Genomic DNA, 24,917 nt, shown 5'->3' on the forward strand with positions numbered 1-24,917 from the left:
TCCAAGGGCACCGCGGAGATCCATCAGCGGTTGTCCGAGGGCCGGGGTCAAAGGTTTCGGCGGACGAGGGTGAGGGCGGCAGCCCGTGCTCCGCCGTTGATCTGACACCATTCCCCGGGAGCACCGTTCGACGGTTGGACGGAGCTCGTTTGCCAGAAGGTTGCGACCAGGGGACGGATGGGACCGCGCAGTGCGGGGCTACGAACGCCAGGAGCGAGAGCCGGCGGCTGACGTCGACCACCTCTCTCGGTTCGAGGCCGAGATGGAGCGGCTGAAGACCGAGCGGGAAAAGGCGATCCAGCACGCCGAGGACCTCGGCTACCAGGTCGAGGTGCTGCGCGCCAAGCTGCACGAGGCGCGCCGCACCCTCATGTCCCGGCCCGCCTACGACAGCGGGGGCGACCTCGGGTACCAGGCCGAGCAGATGCTCCGCCAGGCCCAGATGCAGGCCGACCAGCTGCGCACGGACGCCGAGCGTGAGCTGAGCCAGGCCCGGGCGCAGACCCAGCGGATCCTGCAGGAGCACGCCGAGCAGGCCGCGCGGCTCCAGGCGGAGCTGCACCAGGAGGCGGTCACCCGTCGCCAGCAGCTCGACCAGGAACTGTCGGAGCGCCGCCAGACGGTCGAGTCGCACGTCAACGAGAACGTGGCGTGGGCCGAACAGCTCCGCGCCCGCAGCGAGACCCAGGCCCGCCGGCTCGTCGACGAGTCGCGCGCGGAGGCCGAGCAGGCGCTGGCCGCCGCCCGCGCCGAGGCCGAGCGGCTCGCCACCGAGGCCCGCCAGCGGCTCCAGAGCGACTCGGAGGCCGCCCGCGGCGAGGCCGACCAGATCCTGCGCCGGGCCCGCGCCGAGGCCGAGCGGCTGCTGAACGCGGCGTCCACCCAGGCGCAGGAGGCCACCGAGCACGCCGAGCAGCTGCGCTCCTCCACCACCACCGAGTCGGACTCCGCCCGCCGCCAGGCCTCGGAACTGAGCCGGACCGCCGAGCAGCGCATGACGGAGGCCGAGTCGGCCCTGCGCGAGGCGCGCGCCGAGGCCGAGAAGCTGGTCACGGAGGCGAAGGAGAACGCGGCCAAGGCCGTGGCCGGCGCCGAGTCGACCAACGAGCAGCGCACGCGTACGGCGAAGGAACAGGTCGCCCGGCTGGTCACGGAGGCCACGAAGGAGGCCGAGGCCACCAAGGCGGCCGCCGAGGAAGCCGTCGCGGACGCCAGGGCCGAGGCCGAGAAGATCGTCGCCGAGGCCTCCGAGAAGGCCCGCTCGATCACCGCGGAGGAGTCCGCCTCCCAGCTCGCCAAGACGGCCAAGACCGCCGAGGACGTACTGAACAAGGCGTCCGAGGAAGCCAGGAACACCACCAAGTCCGCCGTCGAGGAGGCCGAGCGCATCCGCTCGGAGGCCGAGGCCGAGGCGGACCGGCTGCGCGCCGAGGCGCACGACCTCGCCGAACAGCTCAAGGGCACGGCGAAGGACGACACCGAGGAGTACCGCGCCAAGACGGTCGAGCTGCAGGAGGAGGCGCGCCGGCTGCGCGGCGAGGCCGAGCAGCTGCGCTCCGACGCGGTCGCCGAGGGCGAGCGGATCCGGTCCGAGGCCCGGCGGGAGGCCGTCCAGCAGATCGAGGAGGCGGCCAAGACCGCCGAGGAGCTGCTCGCCAAGGCGCGCACGGACGCCGACGAGCTGCGGCAGACGGCCACCACGGACAGCGAGAAGGTCCGCACCGAGGCCATCGAACGTGCTTCGACGCTGCGCCGCCAGGCCGAGGAGACCCTGGAGCGCACCCGCAAGGAGGCCGAGCGCTACCGCGCCGAGGCCGCCGAGCAGACCGAGGAGCTGAAGGCCGAGGCCGAGCGCGCCGCCCGTGAGCTGCGCGAGGAGACCGAGCGCGGCGTCGAGACCCGCAAGGCCGAGGCCGCCGAGGAGCTGACCCGGCTGCACACCGAGGCCGAGGCCCGCCTGGTCTCCGCCGAGGAGTCGCTCGCCGACGCCCGCGCCGAGGCCGAACGGATCCGCCGTGAGGCCGGCGAGGAGAGCGACCGGCTGCGCTCCGAGGCCGCCGAGCGCATCCGCACGCTCCAGGCGCAGGCCGAGGCGGAGGCCGAGCGGCTGCGCGACGAGGCCGCGGGCGACGCGTCCGCGTCCCGCGCCGAGGGCGAGGCCATCGCCGTACGCCTGCGGTCGGAGGCCGCGGCCGAGGCGGAGCGGCTGAAGTCCGAGGCGCAGGACACCGCCGACCGGGTACGGGCGGAGGCGCAGGCCGCGGCCGAGCGGCTCGCCACGGAGGCCTCGCAGGCGCTGGCCGCCGCTCAGGAGGAAGCCACCCGGCGCCGCCGCGAGGCCGAGGAACTCACCGGCGCGGCCCGCCACGAGGCCGACCAGGAGCGCCGGCGGGCCCGCGAGCAGAGCGAGGAGCTGCTGGCCTCGGCGCGCAACCGCGTGGAGGAGGCCCAGACCGAGGCCGTACGGCTGGTCGAGGAGTCCGAGCGGCGCGCCGGCGAGATGGTGTCGGCGGCCGAGCTCCACGCCCAGCAGGTGCGGGAGTCCGTCGCCGGGCTGCACGAGCAGGCCCAGGAGGAGATCGCCGGGCTGCGCAACACGGCCGAGCACGTGGCGGACCGGATGCGCAGGGAGGCCGAGGAGGAGTCGGACCGGGTCCGCGGCGACGCCTACGCGGAGCGGGAGCGGGCCACCGAGGACGCCAACCGGGTCCGCCGCGAGGCCCGGGACGAGACGGACGCCGCGAAGGCGCTCGCCGAGCGCACGGTCGCGGAGGCCATCGGCGACGCGGAGCGGGTGCGTTCGGACGCGTCCGAGCACGCCCAGCGGGTCCGTACGGAGGCCTCGGACACCATCGCGCGGGCCGACCAGGACGCCTCGCGCACCCGGGCGGAGGCCCGTGACGACGCCAACCGCATCCGTTCGGACGCGGCCACCCAGGCCGACACCCTCATCACCGAGGTGACGGCCGAGGCGGAGCGGCTGACGCGGGAGACCAACGAGGAGGCCGAGCGCGTACGGGCCGAGTCCGTCGCCAAGGCCGACCGGCTGATCGGCGAGGCCACCGACGAGGCCGAGCGGCTGCGGGCCGAGGCCGCCGAGACGGTGGGCTCCGCGCAGCAGCACTCCGAGCGGGTCCGGGCCGACGCCCAGCGCGCGCGGTCCGAGGCGGAGGCGGAGGCCGACCGGCTCATGGCGCATGCGCGTGAGGAGGCCGACAACACCCTCGACTCGGCCCGCAAGGACGCCAACAAGCGGCGCTCCGAGGCGGCCGAGCAGGTCGACACGCTCATCACGGAGACCGCGGCCGAGGCCGACAAGCTGCTCACCGAGGCGCAGTCGCAGGCCCTGAAGGCCACCGCGGACGCCGAGGGGCAGGCCGACTCCATGGTCGGCGCGGCTCGCAAGGAGGCCGACCGGCTGATCTCCGAGGCGACCGTCGAGGGCAACTCCACGGTCGAGAAGGCCCGTACGGACGCCGACGAGCTGCTGGTGGGCGCCCGCCGGGACGCGACCGCCATAAGGGAGCGGGCCGAGGAGCTGCGGGACCGCATCACCGCCGAGATCGAGTCGCTGCACACGCGGGCCCGCCGTGAGGCCGCCGAGACGATGAAATCGACCGGCGACCGTTGTGACGCGCTCATCAGGGCCGCCGAGGAGCAGTTGGAGAAGGCGACGTCGAAGGCCAGGGAGATCGTTTCCGAGGCAAATTCCGAGGCCGGCAAGGTCCGTATCGCCGCGGTGAAGAAGGCGGAGGGTCTCCTGAAGGAGGCCGAGCAGAAGAAGTCCACGCTCGTCCGTGAGGCCGAGGATCTGAAGGCCGAGGCGATCCGTGAGGCCCGCCGCACGGTCGAGGAGGGCAAGCGCGAGCTGGAGGTGCTGGTCCGGCGCCGCGAGGACATCAATGCGGAGATTTCCCGTGTCCAGGACGTCCTGGTGGCGTTGGAGTCTTTTGAGGCCCCGTCGAGCGGCAAGGACGGTGGAGTCAAGACGGGTGCCACGGCGGGTGCGACTCGTTCGGGTGGCAAGTCGTCAGACGGCTAGCGATGCAGAGGCGTTGCGGGTATGTTCCCGCTCCGCCCGAGTCACTAGTGACACCAATTTGTGTTCGTTCCGTGCTTCCCAAAGCTTTCGTGCAAAATCTCTGGCAAGCATTCCGATGGTCGGCCACTCAAAAGGGGCGTCATTCTCCAGATCAAACGTGCATCTGCTCGATGACACGCCGCTTCGCCCCCTAGGATTCCACCTATCACCTCACCGGTCTCATTCGACAGGAACCCCATGAGCGACACTTCCCCCTACGGCTTCGAGCTTGTGCGGCGTGGATACGACCGCGCTCAGGTGGACGAACGTATCTCCAAGCTCGTCTCCGACCGTGACTCCGCTCTCGCCCGCATCACTGCTCTGGAAAAGCGCATCGAGGAACTGCACCTCGAGACGCAGAACGCCCAGGCCCAGGTCACCGACGCGGAGCCGTCGTACGCGGGTCTCGGCGCACGCGTCGAGAAGATCCTCCGCCTCGCCGAGGAGGAGGCGAAGGACCTGCGCGAGGAGGCCCGTCGCGCTTCCGAGCAGCACCGCGAGCTCGCCGAGTCGGCGGCCCAGCAGGTGCGCAACGACGCCGAGTCGTTCGCTGCGGACCGCAAGGCCAAGGCGGAGGACGAGGGCGTCCGGATCGTCGAAAAGGCCAAGAGCGACGCCTCGCAGCTGCGCCAGGAGGCGCAGAAGGACGCGCAGTCCAAGCGCGAGGAGGCGGACGCCCTCTTCGAGGAGACCCGCGCCAAGGCCGCGCAGGCCGCCGCCGACTTCGAGACGAACCTCGCCAAGCGCCGCGAGCAGTCCGAGCGGGACCTGGCTTCGCGTCAGCAGAAGGCGGAGAAGCGTCTCGCCGAGATCGAGCACCGCGCGGAGCAGCTTCGCCTGGAGGCCGAGAAGCTGCGCACCGACGCCGAGCGCCGCGCCCGCCAGACGGTGGAGACCGCGCAGCGTCAGGCCGAGGACATCGTCGCGGACGCGAACGCCAAGGCGGACCGGATCCGCTCGGAATCCGAGCGCGAGCTGGCGGCTCTGACGAACCGCCGCGACTCGATCAACGCTCAGCTGACGAACGTGCGCGAGATGCTGGCGACCCTCACGGGTGCGGCCGTCGCCGCGGCCGGCACGCCGGTCGCCGACGACGAGCCGATCTCCCGCGGGGTTCCGGCCCAGCAGTCCCGGTAACACCGCCACCTGACGGCAGCAGCCGGACGAGGCAAGCAGGGCCCGCGTCTCCCCTCCGGGGGCGCGGGCCTTCGGTGTTCCCCTGTCCCGTCTCGGTGCCGGGTGCCTGATGGGGCGGGGGTACATGTCGTGTCGCGGCTGCCGCCGGTGCGTGGCTGGTCGCGCGGTTCCCCGCGCCCCTTGTGGGGGTTCGCCCCTCCGGTGGCAGGCGCCCGGCCCTCGTTCTAGCGTGGCCGCATGATCGAGCTCGACGGGCTGACCAAGCGGTACGGCGAGAAGGTGGCGGTCAACCATCTGACCTTTGCCGTGCGGCCCGGGATCGTGACCGGGTTTCTCGGACCGAACGGCGCCGGGAAGTCGACGACGATGCGGATGATCCTGGGGCTCGACCGTCCCACCGCGGGAGACGTACGGATCGACGGCACGCACTACGACGGCCTCAGGGACCCGCTCAGGTACATCGGCGCGCTGCTGGACGCCAAGGCCATGCACGGTGGCCGTAGCGCCCTCAACCACCTCCTCTGTCTCGCGCAGAGCAACGGGATCCCCAGGGCGCGCGTGCACGAGGTGCTGGACACGGTCGGGCTGACGTCGGTCGCCGGAAAGAAGGCGAAGGGGTTCTCGCTCGGGATGGGGCAGCGGCTCGGGATCGCCGGCGCGCTGCTCGGTGACCCGCGGATCCTGATGTTCGACGAGCCGGTCAACGGCCTCGACCCCGAGGGCATCCACTGGATCCGGAACCTGATGAAGTCCCTCGCGGCACAGGGGCGGACCGTGTTCGTGTCCTCGCATCTGATGAGCGAGATGGCGCTGACCGCCGACCACCTCGTCGTCATCGGGCAGGGGCGGCTGCTCGCCGACACCTCGATGGCGGAGTTCATCCGGCAGAACTCACGGTCGTACGTACGGATTCGCACACCGCAGCGGGAACGCCTGCTCGACGTGCTGCACGCGGTCGGTGTCATGGTCGTGGAGACGGGCAACGGGGCGCTGGAGGTGGACGGCGGGAAACCGGAGCAGATCGGCGAGCTGGCCGCCCAGCACCAGATCGTGCTGCACGAACTGAGCCCCCAGCAGGCGTCGCTGGAGGAGGCGTTCATGCGGCTGACGGCCGAGTCGGTGGAGTACCACGCGCACGACGGCGCCCCGGCGGCGCGCCCGGCCCCGGTCCCGGTCCATGGCTGGGGCAGCAGCTGGAACCAGGAGGGCTGACGCATGGCCGCCACCCAGGTGGTCCGCTCGGAGTGGACCAAGATCCGTTCGGTGGCGTCCACGGTGTGGACGCTGTCGCTGGCCGGGGTCGTCACGATCGCGCTCGGCGTGCTGATCTCGCTGCTGTCGAAGAACGAGTTCGACAATCTGAGCCGCGAGGACCGGATCTCGTTCGACCCGACGTTCATCAGCTTCGCGGGAATGACCCTCGGACAGCTGGCGATGATCGTGTTCGGGGTGCTGGTGGTGTCGAACGAGTACAGCACCGGCATGATCCGGACATCGCTGGCCGCCGTGCCGCAGCGGGGCACCTTCCTCTTCGGCAAGATCGCGGTGGCCACCGGACTCGCCTTCGTGGTGGGGCTCGCGACCAGCTTCGTGACGTTCTTCCTGGGGCAGGCGATGCTCGGCTCGCACCGGGCCGAGATCGGTGATCCGGGCGTCCTGCGCGCGGTCTTCGGCGGCGGGCTCTACATGACCCTCATCGCCATGTTCTCGATGGGCGTCGCGGCGATGCTGCGCAGCCCGATGCTGTCGCTCGGCATCCTGATGCCGTTCTTCTTCCTGATCTCCAACATCCTGGGCAACGTCGGTGCCACCGAGAAGATCGGCCGGTACCTGCCCGACCAGGCCGGCAGCAAGGTCATGCAGGTGGTCACCCCCGTCGACGACGACACGCCGTACGGGCCCTGGGGCGGGCTCGGCATCATGGCGCTGTGGGTGGCCGTGGCCCTGCTCGGTGGGTATCTGATGCTGAAGAAACGTGACGCGTGACCATGCCAGGAGGGCGACACGTGTGATCAGCGGCCTGACCAGCCGCTACGTACACGCCGAGCCGATGCCCGGGCGACCTGCGGGGTTTTACTTCCCCTTGGGCGGAACCGTCAACGCCCCTATAAGCTCCTAATCCTTACGGGGGTGTGTGCCCCGACGTCCTCGGACGTCTGGAACCGTTCGATGGGTGCGGAGCATGATCGAGGCAGTCGGCCTGACGAAGCGCTATGGCGCCAAGACGGCCGTGTACAACCTTTCCTTCCAGGTGCGGCCGGGGGCCGTCACCGGTTTCCTGGGGCCCAACGGCTCGGGCAAGTCGACGACGATGCGCATGATCCTCGGCCTGGACAATCCCACGTCGGGGCAGGTGACGATCGGCGGCTATCCCTACCGCAAGCTGCCGAACGCCGCTCGTCAGGTCGGTGCCCTGCTCGACGCCAAGGCGGTGCACGGCGGCCGGCACGCCCGCAACCACCTGCTGTCCCTGGCGCAGCTGTCGGGCATCCCGGCCCGCCGGGTGGACGAGGTGCTGGGCGTCGTCGGCCTTCAGGACGTGGCCAAGAAGCGTTCCAAGGGCTTCTCGCTCGGCATGGGCCAGCGGCTCGGCATCGCCGCCGCGCTGCTCGGCGACCCGCAGGTGCTGCTCTTCGACGAGCCGGTCAACGGCCTCGACCCCGAGGGCATCCTCTGGGTCCGCAACCTGATGAAGGCGCTCGCCGCCGAGGGCCGTACGGTCTTCGTCTCCTCGCACCTCATGAGCGAGATGGCGGTGACCGCCGACCACCTCATCGTGATCGGGCGCGGCCAGCTGCTCTCCGACATGAGCATCAAGGACTTCATCTCGGCGAACTCCGCCGACTTCGCGCGCGTACGCACGCCGGACACCGACCCGCAGCAGCGCGAGAAGCTGTCGGCCGCGCTGACCGGCGCGGGCGGCCAGGTGCTGCCCGAGCAGGACGGCGCGCTGCGTGTCATGGGGCTGCCGCTCCCCCAGATCAGCGACCTCGCGCACGGCGCCGACGTACGCCTGTGGGAGCTGTCGCCGCACCAGGCGTCGCTGGAGGAGGCGTACATGCGGATGACGCAGGGCGCCGTCGACTACCGCTCGACGACCGACCAGAAGGCCGGTCTCCAGCAGCCCCTGCCGCCCGGCGCGCAGCCGCCGATGCCGGTGCCCGGGCAGGGCCAGCCCGGCTGGTACGCCCCGCCGGCGCCTCAGCAGGGGGGCGGGCCGTACGCGCCGCAGGGTCAGCCCGTGCCGCACGGACAGCAGCAGGGGCAGCCGCCGGCCGGTCCGTACGGGGCTCCGGCGCCCGCCGCCCCGGCTCCGGCCCCCGGGCAGCCCCAGCCGAACCCGTACGCCCAGGCCGCGCCCCAGGCCCCCGCGCAGCCCGCCGCCGCGCCGGCGCCCGTGCGGGCCGCCTCCGCCGCGCCCGCCGCCGACCTGACGAAGTCCGAGGACGCCCGATGAGCACGCCCCAGCCGCCCCTCACCCAGCAGCCGCCCGCCCCCAACTGGCAGGGCGCGCCGGGCACTTCGTACACTTCGCCGATCCCGGTGGTGCGCACCCACCTCGGGCACGCGATCGCCTCCGAGTGGACGAAGATCAAGTCGGTCCGCTCGACGATCTGGACGCTGGGCGTCTTCGTCGTCCTGGTGCTCGGCCTCGGTCTGCTCTTCGCCCTGATCGCCGCCTCCACCGACACGAACCTGGAGGGCGAGTCCCCCCTGGTCCTCGGTCTGTTCGGGCTGATGATCGGCAGCGTCTGCATCATCACGCTCGGGGTGCTGACCACCGCGTCCGAGTACGGCACGGGGATGATCCGGACCACGATGGCCGCATGCCCGAGCCGCGGCCGGGTCCTGCTCGCCAAGTCGATCGTGTTCTTCGCGCTCACCTTCACGGTCACCCTGGCCACCACCGCGTTCGTCGGCTTCGCCCAGGTGGCGATCCTGGAGGGCAACGGCGCCTCCAGCCCCGACGGCGAGGAGTGGCTCAAGGCCACGGTCGGCGTGAGCCTCTTCCTGGCCCTCTTCGGGCTGCTGGCGCTGCTGATGGGCTCGCTGATCCGGCACTCCGCCGGTGCGATCACCCTCATGCTCGGCGTCTTCCTCGCCCCGCTGGTCATCGCGATCTTCATGTTCTCGGAGTCGCTGAAGGACGTGCAGGAGTTCCTGCTGGAGTACTCGATCCCGAGCCAGCTCAGCGTCTTCTACGGCTCGGAGCTCAGCCAGTCCGGCCCGTCCGGCTGGGACCCGCTGTGGATCATGCTCGGGCTGGTGGCGGCGGCGTTCGTCGGCGCGTACGCGCTGCTGGAGCAGCGGGACGTGTGACATGTGGAACGCGTGACATGTAAGGGGCGTCCGTGAGGTTCAGAACCTCGGCGCGTTACGGGACCGCTGCACCCGCGAGGTGCGGCGGTCCTTCGCGTTCCAGCAGGCCTTGTGCCAGTGCCGGCGCTCGTCGACGCCCGAGTGCTCGGGCCAGGCAACGACATGCGGCACCCCGGAGGGGATCATCTGGTCGCAGCCGGGGCAGCGGTAGGTCTTGCCCGCCGCGCTCGCGCCCGCCACATGACGCACGTTCCACTCCTCGCCCCGCCAGGGCTCGCTGGTCTGCCAGCCGCCGTAGCGGTCCGACCGGTCCTCCTCCGCGCTGCGACCTGACGGACCCGACGAGGCATGGTCCTTGGGGCGGTTGCGACGCGGGGACACGGGACACCTCACGGGGCTATACGGGCAGCAGGTTTGGTGTCCAGCCTACGCGGGCCCGGTGGGGGTATGCGTACGTCACCAAACCCCCCAGATCGCCCTCCGCCCGGCCCATTCTGCAGACAATCCGCAAATCTCGCCGCCAAGCCGTGACTTCGGCACGTGTCACACGGTTATGCCGGTGGGGGAGCTCCCGAGTCGGAGCCGAGGAAGCAGGAAGAGCGATGCACGTAGGAACATTTGTACTGGGCGCCCAGTTCCCCGGCCAGGGCCAGGGGGAAGCGCTTCACCGGGCGGTACGGACCGCGGAAGTGGCCGAGGAGGCCGGGCTGGACGCGGTCTGGCTGGCCGAGCACCACTTCGTGCCGTACGGCACCTGCCCGTCGGCGATCACCCTCGCCGCGTTACTGCTGGGCCGCACCCGGCGGATCCGGGTCGGCACAGCGGTCAGCGTGCTGCCCACCGTCCATCCCGTGGCCCTGGGCGAACAGGCCGCGCTGCTGCATGTGACGTCCGGCGGACGCTTCTCGCTGGGCGTCGGACGCGGTGGCCCATGGGTCGATCTGGAAGTGTTCGGCGCCGGACTCGAGGCGTACGAGAAGGGATTCCCGGAGTCACTCGATCTGTTGGTGCGCTGGCTGCGCGAGCCGTCGGTGTCCGCCTCGGGGGAACGATTCAGCTTCCGTGAGGTCCCCGTCGTACCCAGGCCCGCCGAGGACCTGGACGAGACACCCGGACCCGAGGTCGTCGTCGCCTGCACCTCACCGGCGAGCGTACGGCTGGCCGCCGAGCGCGGGCTGTCGATGCTCCTCGGGATGCACGTCGGGGACGAGGAGAAGGCCGAGATGGTCGCACTGTGGCGCAGGCACGCCCGGGCGGCGGGCCGTTCGCCGGAGGAGATCTCCGGCGCGGCCCATGTCTCGGCCGGCGTCTGCCAGATCGCGGACCGTCGCACCGACGCCGTGGAGGCGCTCACCAAGGCGATGCCGGGCTGGCTGAAGCAGGGCCTCGACGCCCATGTGACCGTCGACGGCCGCGCCCGCGCCATGCGGGACCCGCTGGCGTACACCGAACTGCTCTGCGGACTGCACCCGGTGGGAACCCCCCGGCTGTGCGCCGACCGCCTCGCCGCCACCAGCGAGCGGACGGGCATCTCCCGCTTCGCCCTGCTCGTCGAGGGCTCCGGCGACCTGGCGGCGACGGAGGAGAACGTACGGCGACTCGGTGCCGAGGTGCTGCCTCACCTCGGCTGAGCCACTGCGGGGAGCTTGCCGCCCCGGTTACTGAAGCACCTCCCGCGGTCGGAGCGGCAAGCCGTGGTGCGTCACGACCTCAGCAGTCCCGGAGTTCCGCGGACTGGTTGAGGAGTTGGCCGCGGATCGAGGTGAAGCGGGCCAGCCTGTCGTCCACGGACGGGTCCAGTGGGAACACCGCCACCCGGTGGCAGTTCTGGAAGGCCAGTCGCACACCGAAGTGCCGCTGCAGCGCGCCGCGAATCGCGTCGCTGGCGAGCGCGCGCAGCAGTTGTCCGCGTGCCTGCTCGTCCGGCGGGGGCGTCTGGTTGTCGGCGAACTCTCCGCCGTCGACCTTCAGCTGGGCCACCAGAGAGCTGATCATCTCCCACGCGTAGGGCAGGGAGGTCCGGACGCAGTCGACGAAGGCGGCTTCGTCGACCTCGCCTCGCTCGGCCTGTTCGAGTAGGGCCGGTGAGACGTCGAGCGACATGGGTTCTCCTCTCGGACCCCCACAACAACGGGGGTTGACGGACAGGTCGGAGTTCGCAATACCGAACACGCAGAGTGCATGGTTCGCGACCTCCAGTTTCTACGGTAAGCAACCGAACGTGACCGCACCAGGAGATTGCGCGCAACGACAAGGCGCGGGACGCACACAATCAGCCATTGCCGAACACGAGTTGACAGAGGCACATGCCGGAGGACGACGGAGGCCCACGTGAGGGGCGGAAGAGCGTGACGGAGGGCGACAGTCACCGAGTGGGATCACCGTGGCAGTCGAACGGTCCCCGGTGGGATGTGCCGACTGTGACCGGGCCCCGGGCCGAGCCACTTCCGGCGGTCGAATCGCGCGCACCCGTCGGCGTCGAGTAGCGTTGCCGACCATGCGTCTCGTCATTGCCCGCTGCTCCGTCGACTACGCGGGCCGGCTCACCGCCCATCTCCCCTCGGCTCCCCGCCTGATCCTGGTGAAGGCGGACGGCAGCGTCTCGATCCACGCGGACGACCGCGCCTACAAGCCCCTCAACTGGATGTCGCCGCCCTGCACGCTGAAGGAGGGGTCGGGGGACGAGAAGGGCGTCTGGACCGTCATCAACAAGGCGGGCGAGAAGCTCATCATCACGATGGAGGAAGTCCTCCACGACTCCTCGCACGAACTGGGCGTCGACCCCGGCCTGATCAAGGACGGCGTCGAGGCACACCTCCAGGAACTCCTCGCCGACCGCATCGAGACCCTCGGGGAGGGCTACACGCTCATCCGCCGCGAGTACATGACGGCCATCGGACCGGTCGACATCCTGTGCCGTGACGCCAACGGCGCGACCGTCGCGGTCGAGATCAAACGGCGCGGCGAGATCGACGGAGTCGAGCAACTCACCCGCTACCTGGAGCTGTTGAACCGCGACCCGCACCTCGCGCCGGTCCGCGGCATCTTCGCCGCCCAGGAGATCAAGCCCCAGGCCCGTGTCCTCGCCACCGACCGCGGCATCGGCTGCACGGTCCTCGACTACAACGCGTTGCGTGGCATCGAGGACGACAAGCTGCGACTGTTCTGAGCCTTTTCCAAGAAACACGTGAAGAGGGCCGGGTCCGAGGAACGGACCCGGCCCTTTCGCGTCGAACGGAACGTCGAACGGGCTGAACGGGCTGAACGGAAGCTCAGGCCGGCGTCCCGCTCGGTGAGTCGCCGGTGTTCGCCGAGGCGTCGGCCGAGCTGGTGGACTCGGCGGGCCGGCTGTTGGCAGGGGCGCTCATCGTGTTGGTGTCGACCGGCGGAGTCGGCGCCTGCGACGACGGGTCGGACGGGCTTGGGCTCGCCGACTCCGACTCCGATTCGGAGGCCGACGGGGACGCCGACTCCGACTCGGACTCGGACGGGGTCGGCTTGGTCGACTTCGTCGGGGACGGGGACGCCGACTTCGTCGGCCCGTCCGTGCCGCTCGGGTCGTCCGACGGCTCCGCGCTGTCCGTGGGCGCCGGGTCGTCCGACGTGCCGTAGGCGCCGTCGGGGCCCGGGTCGGTCGGCTCGGGCACGGCGGCCGGCGCGTCGTCGTCCTCGCCGGTCTTGGGGCGGTCCGCGCTGAGCCCGCCGTCGTCGACGCCCTCGCTGGCGGAGGGGTTGACGCCGACCCTCTCGGCCGGGGTGTCGCCGGAGCGGTCGGAGGTCGCGCCCAGGGTCACCACGGTGCCCAGGACGGCGGCGAGCAGCGCGCCCGCGCCCGTGGCGACCAGGTTGCGCCGGGCGCCGCCGACGAGGGTCCTGAGACCGCCGAGCCTGTGCGCCGGCGAGCCGCCACCGGGCCGGTGCGTGACGAGCGTGGTGTCGTTGACCGGAAGAGCCGAGGAGGAGCCACCGCCTCCGATCGCCGCCCCCGCGCCCGTCGCCCCCGGGCCGACCACGCCGAAGCCCAGGGGCGTGTACGCGGACGGCACGCCCCCGGGTGGCGGGGCCGACTCCTCGTGCCGGGCGTCCGGTACCTCCTCCCCCGCCGCCGTACGCCCGCCGGGCGGTGTCGCCCCGGAGCGGTCGGCGACCAGGGCGAGGGCCCTGCGGCCGGCGACGGTGCCACGCTTGTCGGCGAGGACGTTGCGCAGCCCGATGGAGGCCTCCAGCTCGGCCCGGGCCCGCTCCAACTGCCCGGAGCACAGCGCGAGGACGCCCAGCTCGTGGTGGAAGTAGGCCTGTTCGCCGGTCTCGGCGGCGAGCCCGGCCGCCTCCGCGCCGGCCCTGAGCGCCCGTTCCCAGGCGCTCCAGCGCTGCCCGGCCGCGAACGCGGGCGCCGCCTGGCGGGCCAGCACCACGGCGGCACTCTCCTCGCCCTCGCCGGGCGGGGTCGTGACCGGCACGAGGGCGGTGAGGGCGGCCAGCACGGCGTCCGCCTCGGCCGAGACCCGCTCAGGGGTGACCGAGGGATGCCCGGCCCACCAGGCGTAGTGCTGGGCGGCGGCGTCGGCGCGCGTCTCGGCGTCGTCGGCGTACCCGGCGGCCTCCAGCTGGGTCCGTGCCCCGGCGGCGAGCCGGTAGCGGGCACCGACAGGTGTCACCAGGGCACAGCCGACCAGTTCGCCGAGCGCCGCGTCGGCGTGGGTGTCGCCCACGAGGGCGGGCAGGTGCGCCTGGTGCGGGATCTCGCCGCCGAGAGCGACGGCGAACCTGAGGGTCTCGCGGGCCGAGGAGCTCAGCCGGGACGCGAGCAGCGCGGCGGGCGCGGCTCCCTCGGCGAGCGACGGCAGGGGGAGGTCGTGCTCGTGCGCGGCCGGCCCGAAGGACGCGTCGACCAGTGACGGCGCGTCCTGGAAGACCCCGAACTCGTCGACGGCGTCCGCGCCGGCCCGCTGCCGGTCCCGCTGCCGGAGCAGCGCCCCGGCCTGGGTGAAGCGCAGCGGCAGGCCCTCGGACTCGAACCAGAGGTCACCGGCCCAGTTCGACTCGTCCTCGGTGAGCTCCCGCCCGACGGCACGTTCGAGGAGCTGCTCGGCGGCGGCGCGGTCGAAGCCGCCGAGCACGATCTCCTCAAGGGGCGCGTCGGCGGACGGCATGGGGATGTCGGGGGTGGCGCCGATGAGGAAGGCGCACTCGGGGGTCGCGTCGAGCAGCTCGTCGAGCACGATTCCGCCGAACTCCAGGTCGTCCAGGACGACGACCGCGCCGATGTCCCGCACGGTGTCGAGGATCTGCTGGCGGGCGGGCCGGAACAGGCGTGTGCTGTACACGGCTGCGAACAGTTCGTACAGCAGGTCGTCGACGGTGCGCCGGAAACCGCTCAGCCGGACGACGCCGTCGGGGGCCAGGTCCGCGCAGTCCTCGGCGACCGCGTCGAGGAGGGTGGTGCGGCCGGAGCCGGGGGCGCCGGTGAGGCGGACGGAGCGGCCGCGCGCGAGGAGCCGTACGAGCCGGCCTCTCTCGTCGTCCCGGTGGAGCATGGGCAGCCGGGGCAGCGAGGGACCCGGGGGCACCGGCGGCCGGGCGGCGCGGTCGATCGCGGCACGCTCGGCGGGCGGGTGTTTGACGGGCTGACCAGGCAGTTCGCCCGGCGGGCAGTTCTCTATCTCGCTGCCGTCGACGGGGTTGACGGTGAGCAGGAAGTCGCCCGAGACGAGCTGGACGGTGCGGGCGAGTACCGGAGCGTGCCGGTCGAAGTCCTGCGTCAGCGCGTCACGTGGTGGACGCTTGCTCTGCGCCTGTCCGTCGTCATGGCCGTACTCTTCGGGTCCCCGGGTGTTCGGGTCCATCGGTTCAAGCCCCCCAAAAGCGTCTCGTGTGCTGGAGCCCCTCCCGGCCTTGCCGCACATCGCGCTGTCGCTTCTGGTCCGGAACCCGCTCGAGGGTAGCTGGCAGCGGGCAGCCGAACCCTAAACCTTCGCACAGTATCTCCGACAGTCCGGGGCCCCGCGCCGTCCGAGACATCACAGTCTCGTGAGGATTGCGCGCGTGGTGCGTTCCGCCCCCATGGTCCCCATGTTCCTCATGGCGCCCATGTTCGTCGTGGCCCCCGTGACGACCGGAGGGGGCATGGCGACCGGAAGGGTCATGCCGACGGGTGTCCCGCACACACCGAGCCATACGTAGAGATCCGCACACGCGTTCAGACTCTGGGCAACGACTCCAGACCGATACCGCCCTCGATCGCCAGGATGCGGTGCAGCCGGGTGGCCACGAGCAGCCGCTGCATCTGCGGTGGCACATCGCGCAGCACCAGCCGCCGTCCGCACCGTCCCGCCCGCCGGTGGGCTCCCATGATCACCCCGAGTCCGGTGGCGTCCCAGGAGTCCAGCTCTGACAGGTCGAGCACCAGGTCGCCGGCTCCGTCGTCGACGGCCGAGTGCAGGACCGTACGGGCGTCCGCCGCGCTGCGTACGTCGAGGCGGCCCCCGACGACCAGCTCGGCGTGGTCGCCCCTGATGTACATAAGCGCTCCCCGTGAGTGCGTCTCGTACTCCGTGATGTGGGTGATGCAACGTCTGACGGCGTTTGACACCATCAGGTTGCCGTCTGTGAGCGAACCGATACCGAATTCACCTCAAGGGGTGAGGCCGGAGAGGATCATGCGTTCACATGCGTGGGAAGAGCCGCCCGTGACACGTGGGTCGGCCTCAGTAGGTGTAGAAGCCCTGCCCGCTCTTGCGTCCGATGTCACCGGCGTCAACCATCCGGCGCATCAGCTCCGGAGGAGCGAACTTCTCGTCCTGGGACTCGGTGTAGATGTTGCTCGTGGCGTGCAGCAGGATGTCGACGCCCGTCAGGTCGGCCGTGGCCAGCGGTCCCATCGCGTGGCCGAAGCCCAGCTTGCAGGCGAGGTCGATGTCCTCGGCGGTGGCGACGCCCGACTCGTACAGCTTCGCGGCCTCGACGACCAGGGCGGAGATGAGCCGGGTGGTGACGAAGCCGGCGACGTCGCGGTTGACGACGATGCAGGTCTTGCCGACCGACTCGGCGAACTCCCGCGCGGTGGCGAGCGTCTCGTCGGTGGTCTTGTAGCCACGCACCAGTTCGCACAGCTGCATCATCGGCACCGGCGAGAAGAAGTGGACGCCGACGACCCGCTCGGGCCGCTCGGTGGCCGCCGCGATCTTGGTGATCGGGATGGCGGAGGTGTTCGAGGCGAGCACGGCGTCCTCGCGGACGACCTTGTCGAGAGCCCGGAAGATCTCGTGCTTCACTTCGAGCTTCTCGAAGACGGCCTCGACGACGATGTCCGCGTCGGCAGCCGCGTCGAGGTCCGTGGTGGCGGTGATCCGCGCCAGTGCCGCCTCGGCGTCCTCGGCAGCCAACTTCCCCTTGCTCACGAACCTGTCGTACGACGCCGTGATGCCGCCGATGCCACGGTTGAGCGCCTCGTCGGTGACATCGCGCAGGACGACGTCCCAGCCCGCCTGCGCGGACACCTGGGCGATACCGGACCCCATGAGTCCGGCTCCGATGACAGCGAGCTTCCGTGCCACTGTGCGACTCCCCTGGTACGCGCTGTTGATGGGTTACCTCTTCGGCGGACACTAGCGCTCGTGAGGGGCCGTGTGACCGCTTAGTAACGCGAGTCACGTCTCAATGGGCGGACATCACACCGGCAGGACTCACTCGGACGGGCGTACGGCGTAGTTGAGCACCTTCTCGCTCAACAGACCCTCCATACCGTCCAGGAGGAGAAGCACCTCTCGTGACACTTCGTCCGGATTACGACCGGCGAGCATCTCGCGCCCGATGACGGCCATCACCGTCTGGTGGACCCAGTTGATCTGACCCGCGATCAGGGTGGGCAGGGAGTCGTCGGCGGCGGCGCCGGTCTCCTCCCGCAGGGCCGCCTCCAGCTTGTCCTGGATCTCCTGCTGGATGCTCCACAGCCGGGAACGCAGGGCGGGCGCCTCGTGGATGGCCTTCATGAAGCGGTCGTAGCCCTCCATCAGGCCGACGTGCGGCGAGACGGCCTCGACCTCGGCGCGCAGTTCACGCAGGACGGCGGCGACGGCCGACTCGCCCCGGTCGCGGGCGCGCACCCAGCGGGCGAGCCGTTCGACGATGCCCGCACTGCGGTCGAAGAAGAGGTCCTCCTTGGCGGGGAAGTAGTTGTAGACCGTGTTCACGGAGACGTCGGCCGCGTCGGCGACCTCCGCGATGGTGACGGTCACGAAGCCGTGCTCCAGGAACAGCCCGGTGGCGATGTCCGAGATCCGCTGCCGCGTCTCACGCTTCTTGCGCTCCCTGAGCCCCTCTGCCATGGCCACATCGTAGGTCGCCCGGGCGAGCCACGAAGATTTGTTGGGTCTGCTAAAAACTTGGTGTCATTGCAAAATTTAAGTGACTCTGTTTTTCTGGGGTCATGCCCATCATCAGTACGGCCGGTCTGGCCCGTACCTTCCAGACGAAGCGCGGCCCCGTGGAGGCCGTGCGCGGAATCGACCTCACCGTCCGCCCCGGCGAGATCCTCGGGTTCCTCGGCCCGAACGGCGCCGGGAAGACGACGACCCTGCGGATGCTCACGACCCTGCTGCCCCCCACCGGCGGCGCGGCCACGGTCGCGGGCCACGACCTGGCGACCGACCCCGCCGGGGTGCGCCGGGCCTGCGGCTATGTGGCGCAGTCGGGCGGAGTGGATCCACAGATCACCGTGCGGGAGGAGCTGGTCACCCAGGGCCGGCTCTACCGCCTGACGAAGAACCAGGCCGTCGAGCGCGCCGCCGAGTTGGCCCGCGACCTGGACCTCACCGAGCTGCTGGACCGCAAGTGCGCCGCGCTCTCCGGCGGCCAGCGGCGCCGCCTCGACATCGCCATGGCGCTCACCCACCGACCCCGGGTCCTCTTCCTCGACGAGCCGACGACGGGACTCGACCCCGGCAGCCGCGCCGATCTGTGGGAGCTGGTCCGGCGGCTGCGCGACGAGCACGGCACGACGGTCTTCCTGACCACGCACTACCTCGACGAGGCGGACGCCCTCGCCGACCGGATCGTCGTCGTCGACCAGGGCCTGGTCGTGGCGGACGACACCCCGAGCGCGCTCAAGCTGCGGCACGGCGGCTCGGTCGACGCCACGCTCCAGGACACCTTCCTGGCCATCACCGGGCGCGGGCCCTCCCCCGCCGACACCACCCCCGTAGCCGTCTAGACCCGGTCCGAGGACTCCGATGCTTCTTCACGACACCGCGCTGATCTTCGGGCGCTATGCCCGCCAGACCCTGCGCTCCCGCTTCGCGATGCTGTTCGGCGTGCTGATGCCGCTGCTGTATCTGCTCTTCTTCGGCCCGCTGCTCACCGGCGTCCCGCTCGGCACGCGGGGCAGTTCCTGGCAGGTGCTGGTGCCGGGCCTGCTGCTCCAACTCAGCCTGTTCGGGGCCTCGTTCGCGGGCTTCATGGTCATCCTCGAAAAGCAGACGGGGGTGATCGAGCGGATGCGGGTCACCCCCGTGAGCCGGCTCGCCCTGCTGCTGGGCCGGGTGCTGCGCGACGCGGCGGTCTTCGTCTTCCAGGCGGTACTGCTCGTCCTCGCGGCCCTGCTCATGGGCCTGCGCGCGCCGCTCGCCGGCATCCTGATCGGCTTCGCCTTCGTGGCCCTGCTGACGGTGTCGCTCGCCTCGCTGTCGTACGCGCTCGCCATGAAGGCACGCTCCCAGCACGAGTTCGGCCCGGCGGTGAACGCCCTCACCATGCCGTCGATGCTCCTGTCGGGTCTGATGCTGCCCATGTCACTGGCCCCGGACTGGCTGGACACCCTGTCCCATCTCGTCCCGTTCCGCTATCTGGTGGACGCGACGCGCGACGCGTACGTCGGCGCGTACGCCACCCCGGCCATGTTGTACGGCGTCCTGGTCGCCGTCGGGCTCACGGCGCTCGCCGTGACGGTGGGCACACGTGTCTTCCGGACGGCCGGAGCGTAACTACGCTGGTCACATGGTCAATCTGACGCGCATCTACACCAGGACCGGCGACAAGGGCACCACCAACCTCGGTGACATGAGCCGGGTGCCCAAGACCGATCCGCGGATCTCGGCGTACGCGGACGCCAACGAGGCCAACGCGGCGATCGGGGTCGCGATCGCGCTGGGCGGGCTGGACGAGGAGGTCGTCAAGATCCTGACCCGCGTGCAGAACGACCTGTTCGACGTGGGCGCCGACCTCTCCACCCCCGTCGTCGAGAACCCCGAGTTCCCGCCGCTGCGGGTCGAGCAGTTCTACGTCGACAAGCTGGAGGCGGACTGCGACCACTTCAACGAGCTGTTGGAGAAGCTCCGCTCCTTCATCCTGCCCGGTGGCACCCCCGGCGCGGCCCTGCTCCACCAGGCCTGCACGGTGGTCCGGCGGGCCGAGCGTTCGACGTGGGCGGCCCTGGAGGCCCACGTCGAGGAGATGAACCCCCTCACCGCGACCTACCTCAACCGCCTCTCCGACCTCCTGTTCATCCTCGCCAGGACGGCGAACAAGGAGGTCGGGGATGTGCTGTGGGTGCCGGGCGGGGAGCGCTAGCGGCCCCCCGTCGTTCCGCGTGCGGCCTGGTACAGGCCCGTCGCGACGAGCACGCCGCCGACGCACATCATCACCACGCCGACCTTGGTCAGGGTGACGACCGGGATCTCCACCCCGTCGGTGCAGAACCAGAGCACCAGGCCGATCACGAAGGTGACGGTGCCTTCCACCAGGTTTCTCGTCGGCTTGCTCACCGTCCTGCCCATCCTGCCGCTCATCGTCCGACACTCTCCTTCGAGTACGTGACCCGGTGCTCGCCCTCCGGGGCGCCCGGGTCCTTCTTCGGCCAGATCAGGTAGGCGAGGGCCACCAGCCCGTGAATACCCGCGGCCCTGATCGCGGCCCACTGGAACGACCTCAGCGAATCGACGTTCCCGTCGTCGCCGACGTACCAGACGGCACCCTGGAGCAGTACCAGCGCGACGCCCGCCGCCACCAGCGTCCGCAGCCACAGCCCGCCCTCGTGGCGGGCCCTCGCCAGGCCGTACTTCGGCGGACCCAGCGGCTTGGGTCCGCCGCCCAGGCGATGCGCCGCGTGGCCGTCGAGCCAGCGGATCGTGTAGTGGCCGTAGCCCACGGTGAAGCCGATGTACAGCGCCGCCAGACCGTGCTCCCAGCTCGGTTCGGCGCCGTTCTTCAGGTCGATCGCGGTCACGACGAACAGCACCAGCTCCAGCACGGGCTCGCACAGCAGCAGCACGACACTGGTCCGGCGCCTCTTCAGCAGGTAACGGACAGCCAGGGCCAGTGCCAGCAGCACCCAGAAGCCGACCTCACAGGCGATGATCAACGCGACGATCACGGCTCGCTCCTCTCGGTCACCCTTCCAGGCTCCCGGCCGCCGGCCCTTGATACGTCGTCGGCGGTGACGAAGTCGCGGTACATCGAAAGATGCAGTCCAGGACCGTTCGCGGGCATCAGGCGCCGGGCACCCGTCCCGTGTTGGATGGAGTCATGGCCGTACGACTGCCCCGCCCGCACCGCTTCGACCTGTACGTCGCCCTCGCCGGACTGCTCGGGGGTCTGCTTCTGTGGGGGCTCGGTCTCGCCACCCGCCCCGCCGACGAGGAGATCGTGCTGCTCGACGGCCAGGGGTGGATCCTGCTGCCGCTCGTCGTGACCGCGGGCTGCGAGACACTGCGCCGCACCCTGCCGCGCACGGCCCTGCTGGTCGGGTGGGCCGCGCTGACCGTGGACACCATCACCCAGGGCAACCTGCTCACGGTGCTGATGTTCACCGACCTGGTGTACGCGGCGGTGCTGTACGGCCCGCCCGCCACGGCCCGCCGGGTGCCCTGGATCGCCGGGCTGATGACCGTGGCCGCCACGGTCGTCCCGGTCGCGGTGTGGCGGCGGCCGGAGGCCCTGCTCATCGGTGTGGCCGTCGGGCTGGTCGGCTTCATGCCCGCCGCCACCGGCTGGATCGTCCGCAACCACCGCGACGCCGCCGAGGCCGCCCGGCTGCGCGCCGAACAGACGGCGCTGCTGGCGGAGATGGACCGCGCCCAGGCTGTCGTCTCCGAACGGGCCCGCATGGCGCGGGAGTTGCACGACATGGTCGCCAACCACCTCTCGGCGATCGCGATCCACTCCACGGCCGCGCTCTCGATCGACGACCCGGACACCTCCCGACAGGCCCTCGGGGTCATCCGCGAGAACAGCGTCGAGGGGCTGGCCGAGATGCGCCGGCTGATCGGCATCCTGCGGAACGCCGGCGACGACACCGAGCCGTCCGCCGCGCCCACGCTCGACGGGCTCGGCTCGCTCGTCGGCGGAGCCCGCACCAACGGGCTCGACGTCACCCTCGACGCCGACCACGGCGACGCTCTCCCCGCCCCGGTCGAAATGGCGGCCTACCGCATCGTCCAGGAGTCGCTGACCAACGCGCTCAAACACGCCTGCCCCGGCCGGGTCACCGTCGCGCTGCGACAGGCGGACGGCTCCCTCGACATCGCCGTGACCAGCCCGTACGGCGACCGGGACCGCCCGAGCGCACCCGGCTCCGGCGCCGGGCTCGTCGGGATGCGGGAGCGGGTCGCGCTGCTGGGCGGCACCTTCGAGGCGGGCCCGGAGAGCTCGGGGCACGGCAAGATCTGGAGTGTCCGCGCCACCCTGCCCGTCACCGAAGGGGAGCCCGCGTGACCCCCGCACCCGTCGCCGCAGTCGAAGGAGAACCCGCATGATCCGTGTGCTCGTCGCCGAGGACCAGTCCGCCGTACGGGCCGGCCTGGTGCTCATCCTGCGCAGCGCGCCGGACATCGAGGTGGTCGGTGAGGCGGCGGACGGGGAGCGGGCGGTGGCACTCGCGCGGGAGCTGCGGCCGGACCTGGTGCTGATGGATGTGCAGATGCCGCGCCTGGACGGGGTGTCGGCGACCCGCCAGGTCGTCGCCGAGGGCCTGGCCGATGTGCTGGTGCTCACCACCTTCGACCTCGACGAGTACGTCTTCGGGGCGCTGCGGGCCGGCGCCGCCGGGTTCCTGTTGAAGAACACGGAGGCGAAGGACCTCATCGAGGCCGTACGGGCGGTGGGGCGCGGCGAGGGCCTGATCGCCCCGGCCGTCACCCGGCGGCTGATCGCCGAGTTCGCCGCCAAGCCCGTACGCGAGCCCACGGTCGATCCGGCCGTCCTCGACTCCCTGACCCGGCGCGAACGGGAAGTCCTCTCCTGCCTGGGCGAAGGGCTGTCGAACGCGGAGATCGCCGGGCGGCTGGACATGGCCGAGGCGACGGTGAAGACGCACGTCAGCCGTCTGCTGGGGAAGCTCGACCTGCGCAGCAGGGTGCAAGCGGCGGTACTCGCACAGGAGTTGGGGGTCTGAGCCTGTTCCTGAGCTTGCTTTCGACCCCGTTCTGATCCGCCGGGGGTGTCACGCGTGAGCGCACTGGTCCAGACCCATTGACCTATGGTCCAGACCTTTCTATTCTCAGCCGCACCGCGCCACGTCATGCTCATGCTCACGACACCCCACAAGGAGGCGCACATGCGCTTCAGGCACAGAGCCATAGCGGGTCTCGCCACCCTTCTCCTCCCCCTCGCCGGCCTGGTCGGTCTCGCCACCCCCGCCCAGGCGGCCACGGCGGCGACCGCCACCTACGCCAAGCCCCAGGACTGGGGCTCCGGCTTCGAAGGCAAGTGGACCGTCAAGAACACCGGGACGACCACGATCAGTTCCTGGACCGTCGAGTGGGACTTCCCCTCCGGCACGTCCGTCACCTCCGCCTGGGACGCGGACGTCACCTCCTCCGGCACCCACTGGACCGCCAGGAACAAGTCCTGGAACGGCACCCTCGCGCCGGGCGCCTCCGTCTCCTTCGGTTTCAACGGGAGCGGCTCAGGCTCCCCGGCCAACTGCAAGCTCAACGGCGGGAGTTGCGACGGCGGCCCCGGCGTCCCCGGTGACGCGGCACCCTCCGCCCCCGGCACCCCGACCACCTCGGACGTCACGGGCACCTCGGTGAAGCTGAGCTGGAGCGCCGCCACCGACGACAAGGGGATCAAGAACTACGACGTCCTGCGCGGCGGCACCAAGGTCGCCACCGTCACCGGCACCGGCTACACGGACACCGGCCTGACCGCCGGCACCGACTACTCGTACACCGTCCAGGCCCGCGACACCGCCGACCAGACCGGACCGGTGAGCGGCGCGGCCGCCGTCCGCACCACGGGCGGCACGAACCCGAACCCCGGCGCGAAGGTCAACCTCGGCTACTTCACCGAGTGGGGCGTCTACGGCCGCAACTACCACGTGAAGAACCTGGTGTCCTCGGGCTCCGCCGCCAAGATCACGCACATCAACTACGCCTTCGGCAACGTCAAGAACGGCCAGTGCGTGCTGGACGACGCCTACGCGGCCACCGACAAGGCCTACACCGCCGACCAGTCCGTCAGCGGCACCGCCGACACCTGGGACCAGCCGCTGCGCGGCAACTTCAACCAGCTCCGCCAGCTCAAGGCCAAGTACCCGCACATCAAGGTGCTGTACTCCTTCGGCGGCTGGACCTACTCCGGCGGCTTCGGCCAGGCCGCGCAGAACCCGGCCGCGTTCGCCAAGTCCTGCAAGGCCGTCGTGGAGGACCCGCGCTGGGCCGACGTCTTCGACGGCATCGACATCGACTGGGAGTACCCGAACGCCTGCGGTCTGACCTGCGACACCTCGGGCCCGGCGGCCTTCAGGAACCTGATGTCGGCACTGCGCACCGAGTTCGGCTCGAACTACCTGGTCACCGCGGCCATCACCGCCGACGGCTCCTCCGGCGGCAAGATCGACGCGGCCGACTACGGCGGCGCCGCGGCCTCGCTCAACTGGTACAACGTGATGACGTACGACTACTTCGGCGCCTGGGCCACCACCGGCCCGACCGCCCCGCACTCCCCGCTGACCTCGTACTCCGGCATCCCGACGGCGGGCTTCAACTCGGCCGACGCGATCGCCAAGCTGAAGGCGAAGGGCGTCCCGGCCTCGAAGCTCCTGCTCGGCATCGGCTTCTACGGCCGCGGCTGGACCGGCGTCACCCAGTCCGCCCCCGGCGGCACGGCGACCGGCGCGGCCACCGGCACCTACGAGGCGGGCATCGAGGACTACAAGGTGCTCAAGAACTCCTGCCCGGCCACCGGCACCGTCGCGGGCACGGCCTACGCGCACTGCGGCACCAACTGGTGGAGCTACGACACCCCGGCCACCATCGGCACGAAGATGACCTGGGCCAAGAACCAGGGCCTGGGCGGCGCGTTCTTCTGGGAGTTCAGCGGCGACACCGGCAACGGAGAGCTGGTGAACGCGATCAGCAACGGGCTCAAGTAGCGACTGGGC

Annotated in this window: 22 protein-coding genes; 14 read left to right on the forward strand and 8 right to left on the reverse strand. The window is 71.0% G+C overall.

Going from position 1 to position 24,917, the window contains the following annotated elements; translation table 11 throughout:
* Positions 1 to 190 precede the first annotated feature (190 nt).
* The 6 genes from scy (at position 191) to OG622_RS16590 (ending at position 9,538) form a co-directional block, all read left to right on the forward strand.
* Positions 191 to 4,042, forward strand: coding sequence for a polarized growth protein Scy (gene scy, locus OG622_RS16565; protein ID WP_371576857.1), 3,852 nt, complete (start codon positions 191 to 193; stop codon positions 4,040 to 4,042).
* A 237-nt stretch (positions 4,043 to 4,279) separates the two neighbouring features.
* Entirely contained in the window at positions 4,280 to 5,218 is a 939-nt protein-coding gene (locus tag OG622_RS16570; protein ID WP_371576858.1) for a cellulose-binding protein, read from the forward strand.
* A gap of 237 nt (positions 5,219 to 5,455) precedes the next feature.
* The gene (locus OG622_RS16575; protein WP_371576859.1) at positions 5,456 to 6,430 is read left to right on the forward strand and encodes an ABC transporter ATP-binding protein; all 975 of its coding nucleotides are present in this window, start codon (positions 5,456 to 5,458) and stop codon (positions 6,428 to 6,430) included.
* A 3-nt stretch (positions 6,431 to 6,433) separates the two neighbouring features.
* Positions 6,434 to 7,204, forward strand: coding sequence for an ABC transporter permease (locus OG622_RS16580; protein WP_371576860.1), 771 nt, complete (start codon positions 6,434 to 6,436; stop codon positions 7,202 to 7,204).
* A gap of 196 nt (positions 7,205 to 7,400) precedes the next feature.
* A complete protein-coding gene (locus OG622_RS16585) occupies positions 7,401 to 8,675 on the forward strand; it encodes an ABC transporter ATP-binding protein (RefSeq protein WP_371576861.1) in 1,275 nt (424 codons plus the stop codon).
* The gene (locus OG622_RS16590; RefSeq protein WP_371576862.1) at positions 8,672 to 9,538 is read left to right on the forward strand and encodes an ABC transporter permease subunit; all 867 of its coding nucleotides are present in this window, start codon (positions 8,672 to 8,674) and stop codon (positions 9,536 to 9,538) included. Before OG622_RS16585 ends, OG622_RS16590 begins: the two co-directional genes overlap by 4 nt.
* A 39-nt stretch (positions 9,539 to 9,577) precedes the next feature.
* On the opposite strand, the gene OG622_RS16595 is transcribed toward OG622_RS16590, so the two are convergent.
* Positions 9,578 to 9,919, reverse strand: coding sequence for an ATP/GTP-binding protein (locus OG622_RS16595; protein WP_371576863.1), 342 nt, complete (start codon positions 9,917 to 9,919; stop codon positions 9,578 to 9,580).
* Positions 9,920 to 10,140: 221 nt separating this feature from the next.
* Between OG622_RS16595 and OG622_RS16600 the strand changes: the two genes are divergently transcribed.
* Positions 10,141 to 11,169 carry an LLM class flavin-dependent oxidoreductase gene (locus OG622_RS16600; RefSeq protein ID WP_371576864.1) on the forward strand — a complete coding sequence of 343 codons (1,029 nt, stop codon included), beginning with the start codon at positions 10,141 to 10,143 and terminating at the stop codon, positions 11,167 to 11,169.
* Positions 11,170 to 11,248: 79 nt separating this feature from the next.
* On the opposite strand, the gene OG622_RS16605 is transcribed toward OG622_RS16600, so the two are convergent.
* Positions 11,249 to 11,641 (reverse strand): SCO5389 family protein, encoded by a 393-nt coding sequence (locus OG622_RS16605; RefSeq protein WP_037695424.1) that lies wholly within the window; start codon positions 11,639 to 11,641, stop codon positions 11,249 to 11,251.
* 394 nt (positions 11,642 to 12,035) lie between these two features.
* On the opposite strand from OG622_RS16605, the gene nucS reads away from it, so the two are divergent.
* Positions 12,036 to 12,707 (forward strand): endonuclease NucS, encoded by a 672-nt coding sequence (gene nucS, locus OG622_RS16610; RefSeq protein WP_371576865.1) that lies wholly within the window; start codon positions 12,036 to 12,038, stop codon positions 12,705 to 12,707.
* Positions 12,708 to 12,810: 103 nt separating this feature from the next.
* On the opposite strand, the gene OG622_RS16615 is transcribed toward nucS, so the two are convergent.
* From OG622_RS16615 to OG622_RS16630, 4 genes are all read right to left on the reverse strand, one after another.
* Positions 12,811 to 15,384, reverse strand: a complete 2,574-nt coding sequence (locus OG622_RS16615) for an ATP-binding protein (RefSeq protein ID WP_371576866.1) — start codon at positions 15,382 to 15,384, stop codon at positions 12,811 to 12,813.
* A 353-nt stretch (positions 15,385 to 15,737) separates the two neighbouring features.
* A complete protein-coding gene (locus tag OG622_RS16620) occupies positions 15,738 to 16,061 on the reverse strand; it encodes an STAS domain-containing protein (RefSeq protein WP_033526497.1) in 324 nt (107 codons plus the stop codon).
* Positions 16,062 to 16,245: 184 nt separating this feature from the next.
* Entirely contained in the window at positions 16,246 to 17,094 is an 849-nt protein-coding gene (locus tag OG622_RS16625; RefSeq protein ID WP_371576867.1) for a 3-hydroxyacyl-CoA dehydrogenase family protein, read from the reverse strand.
* A gap of 129 nt (positions 17,095 to 17,223) precedes the next feature.
* The gene (locus tag OG622_RS16630) at positions 17,224 to 17,865 is read right to left on the reverse strand and encodes a TetR/AcrR family transcriptional regulator (RefSeq protein WP_371576868.1); all 642 of its coding nucleotides are present in this window, start codon (positions 17,863 to 17,865) and stop codon (positions 17,224 to 17,226) included.
* Positions 17,866 to 17,966: 101 nt separating this feature from the next.
* Here OG622_RS16630 and OG622_RS16635 point away from each other — a divergent pair, with 101 nt between their 5' ends.
* Genes OG622_RS16635 through OG622_RS16645 form a run of 3 tightly spaced genes read left to right on the forward strand, consistent with a single transcriptional unit; the run spans position 17,967 to position 20,104 of the window.
* Positions 17,967 to 18,749 carry an ABC transporter ATP-binding protein gene (locus tag OG622_RS16635; protein WP_371576869.1) on the forward strand — a complete coding sequence of 261 codons (783 nt, stop codon included), beginning with the start codon at positions 17,967 to 17,969 and terminating at the stop codon, positions 18,747 to 18,749.
* Between the two features lie 19 nt (positions 18,750 to 18,768).
* Entirely contained in the window at positions 18,769 to 19,518 is a 750-nt protein-coding gene (locus OG622_RS16640; protein WP_371576870.1) for an ABC transporter permease, read from the forward strand.
* Between the two features lie 13 nt (positions 19,519 to 19,531).
* The gene (locus tag OG622_RS16645) at positions 19,532 to 20,104 is read left to right on the forward strand and encodes a cob(I)yrinic acid a,c-diamide adenosyltransferase (RefSeq protein WP_371576871.1); all 573 of its coding nucleotides are present in this window, start codon (positions 19,532 to 19,534) and stop codon (positions 20,102 to 20,104) included.
* On the opposite strand, the gene OG622_RS16650 is transcribed toward OG622_RS16645, so the two are convergent.
* Both OG622_RS16650 and OG622_RS16655 read right to left on the reverse strand, forming a co-directional pair.
* On the reverse strand, positions 20,101 to 20,322 hold the full coding sequence (locus OG622_RS16650) for a DUF5708 family protein (protein WP_371576872.1): 222 nt from the start codon (positions 20,320 to 20,322) through the stop codon (positions 20,101 to 20,103). The two genes, OG622_RS16645 and OG622_RS16650, sit on opposite strands and share 4 nt — an antisense overlap.
* The gene (locus OG622_RS16655; protein ID WP_371576873.1) at positions 20,319 to 20,906 is read right to left on the reverse strand and encodes a hypothetical protein; all 588 of its coding nucleotides are present in this window, start codon (positions 20,904 to 20,906) and stop codon (positions 20,319 to 20,321) included. Before OG622_RS16655 ends, OG622_RS16650 begins: the two co-directional genes overlap by 4 nt.
* A gap of 152 nt (positions 20,907 to 21,058) precedes the next feature.
* Between OG622_RS16655 and OG622_RS16660 the strand changes: the two genes are divergently transcribed.
* The 3 genes from OG622_RS16660 to OG622_RS16670 all read left to right on the forward strand — a co-directional run bounded on the left by OG622_RS16660 (position 21,059) and on the right by OG622_RS16670 (position 24,908).
* Positions 21,059 to 22,246 carry a sensor histidine kinase gene (locus tag OG622_RS16660; RefSeq protein ID WP_371576874.1) on the forward strand — a complete coding sequence of 396 codons (1,188 nt, stop codon included), beginning with the start codon at positions 21,059 to 21,061 and terminating at the stop codon, positions 22,244 to 22,246.
* A 37-nt stretch (positions 22,247 to 22,283) separates the two neighbouring features.
* Complete coding sequence (locus tag OG622_RS16665; RefSeq protein ID WP_371576875.1) at positions 22,284 to 22,925, forward strand: response regulator; 642 nt, start codon at positions 22,284 to 22,286, stop codon at positions 22,923 to 22,925.
* Between the two features lie 162 nt (positions 22,926 to 23,087).
* Entirely contained in the window at positions 23,088 to 24,908 is a 1,821-nt protein-coding gene (locus OG622_RS16670) for a glycosyl hydrolase family 18 protein (RefSeq protein WP_371576876.1), read from the forward strand.
* Positions 24,909 to 24,917: the final 9 nt, after the last annotated feature.

The organism is Streptomyces sp. NBC_01314, assembly GCF_041435215.1.
GTDB lineage: Bacteria > Actinomycetota > Actinomycetes > Streptomycetales > Streptomycetaceae > Streptomyces.